This window comes from Mesorhizobium sp. M7A.F.Ca.CA.004.04.2.1, assembly GCF_004022825.1.
GTDB lineage: Bacteria > Pseudomonadota > Alphaproteobacteria > Rhizobiales > Rhizobiaceae > Mesorhizobium.
In genome coordinates, this window is record NZ_RZPH01001265.1 from 1 (window position 1) to 1,476 (window position 1,476).

A 1,476-nucleotide genomic window follows, 5' to 3' on the forward strand; every position below is an offset into this window, starting at 1 on the left:
GTGTGGAACAGCCCGGCGCTGCGCGGATCATCCGGCTTGGCTGAAGCGTCCTGCTCAAGCACCAACAAGGGACGGTTGGCGGCGCCCAGGGTGATCGCGCCATCGGCACGGCTCAACTCCTGCAGACCGACAATTTCGCGGTAATAGGCGGCAAGGCTTTCCGCGTCGCGCGCCTTCAGCCCGACGCGGGCAACGCTGACCGGGGTGGTGGCGGCAAAAGGCAACTCGCTCATCGAATGCTCCGTTCGACCGGCCTGCGATGAAGCTCCCAAAGCGAGAAGCCCCACTCCGCCGATCATTGTACGTCGTGTCAGTTCCAAAGTCAGGGTTCCCGCGCACGGCTGTTTCTTTTCCTGACCACAGATCGTCCATCTGCATCGTTCACACAAGACGCGAAGAAGCGAACATGGTGTTCACTATTGTGATCAAAAGCGGCGTTCCTGCCGGTTGCACGAAGCGATGCCGCTCGCTATCTCAGCGCCATGAAGGTCAAGGAAGCAGATATTCTCATCGTACCGGGCTACACCAATTCCGGCCCCGACCATTGGCAGAGCCGCTGGCAGTCGAAACTGTCGACGGCGCGCCGCGTCGAACAGGCCGAGTGGTCGAAGCCGGTTCGCGAGGACTGGACGGCGAGCGTTGCCGAGGCGGTCAACGAGGCCGAGCGGCCGGTCGTCCTGGTGGCGCACTCGCTCGGTGTCGCCGCTGCAGTGCAAGCCATTCCGCAGTTCCGCAAGCCGGTTGCCGGGGCCTTCTTCGTGGCACCTCCCGACGTCGCCAATCCCGAGATCAGGCCCAGGCACCTGATGACCTTCGGCCCCTATCCGCGTGAGCCGCTGCCCTTTCCCTCGATCGTGATCGCCAGCCGCAACGATCCGTTCTGCGCCTTCGATGTCGCGGAGGATATCGCCGGCGCCTGGGGTTCGCTGTTCATCGATGCCGGTGAGACCGGTCATCTCAACCCGGATTCAGGTTTTGGTCCTTGGCCCGAAGGTTCAATGACCTTCGCCAAATTCCTGACGGATCTGAAACCTTGAGCGTCTTCAGGACCCGATCGAATCGCGGACGCTCTTGATCAGCGTTTTTGCCCCAAGCCCGATCAGCGAATGCTCGGAGCCCATGGCCAGCAGGCGATAGCCCATCGACACGACCCGGCCGGCAATTGCCGGCTCGACAACGTAGATCGCCGCATGTTTGCCGGCCTTGCGGGTGCGCTCGGCCACCGATGCCACCGTCTCCATCATGCTTTCCAGCGTCGAATTGACGGTCGCACCATTGCTCCAGGCGATCGAGAAATCCGACGGGCCGAGGAAGATGCCGTCGATGCCGGGCGTGTCGAGGATGCCATCGAGCGCATCGAGGGCGGCACGCGTCTCGACCATGGCGAAGGCCATCGTGCGCTGGTTGGTGTCGCGCAGCCAGTCGGCCTGGTCGCCTTGGCCGTGGCGTGGAAAAGCGTAGGTCGGACCCCAGGAG

Annotated in this window: 2 protein-coding genes and 1 pseudogene; 1 reads left to right on the plus strand and 2 read right to left on the minus strand. The window is 63.1% G+C overall.

Annotated features, from left to right (window positions below; all coding sequences use genetic code 11):
• Positions 1–233, minus strand: a pseudogene (locus EN893_RS33680) (VOC family protein); the annotation flags it as partial.
• 249 nt (positions 234–482) lie between these two features.
• Here EN893_RS33680 and EN893_RS33685 point away from each other — a divergent pair.
• The gene (locus EN893_RS33685) at positions 483–1,037 is read left to right on the plus strand and encodes an alpha/beta hydrolase (RefSeq protein WP_127269899.1); all 555 of its coding nucleotides are present in this window, start codon (positions 483–485) and stop codon (positions 1,035–1,037) included.
• A gap of 6 nt (positions 1,038–1,043) precedes the next feature.
• Here EN893_RS33685 and EN893_RS33690 read toward each other — a convergent pair.
• A partial coding sequence (locus EN893_RS33690; protein WP_245490953.1) for an aldolase/citrate lyase family protein occupies positions 1,044–1,476 on the minus strand: 433 nt, incomplete at its 5' end.

Coding starts and splice junctions, on each gene's coding strand:
- EN893_RS33685 (WP_127269899.1), top strand. CDS start 483: ATGAAGGTCAAGGAAGCAGATATTCTCATCGTACCGGGCTACACCAAT.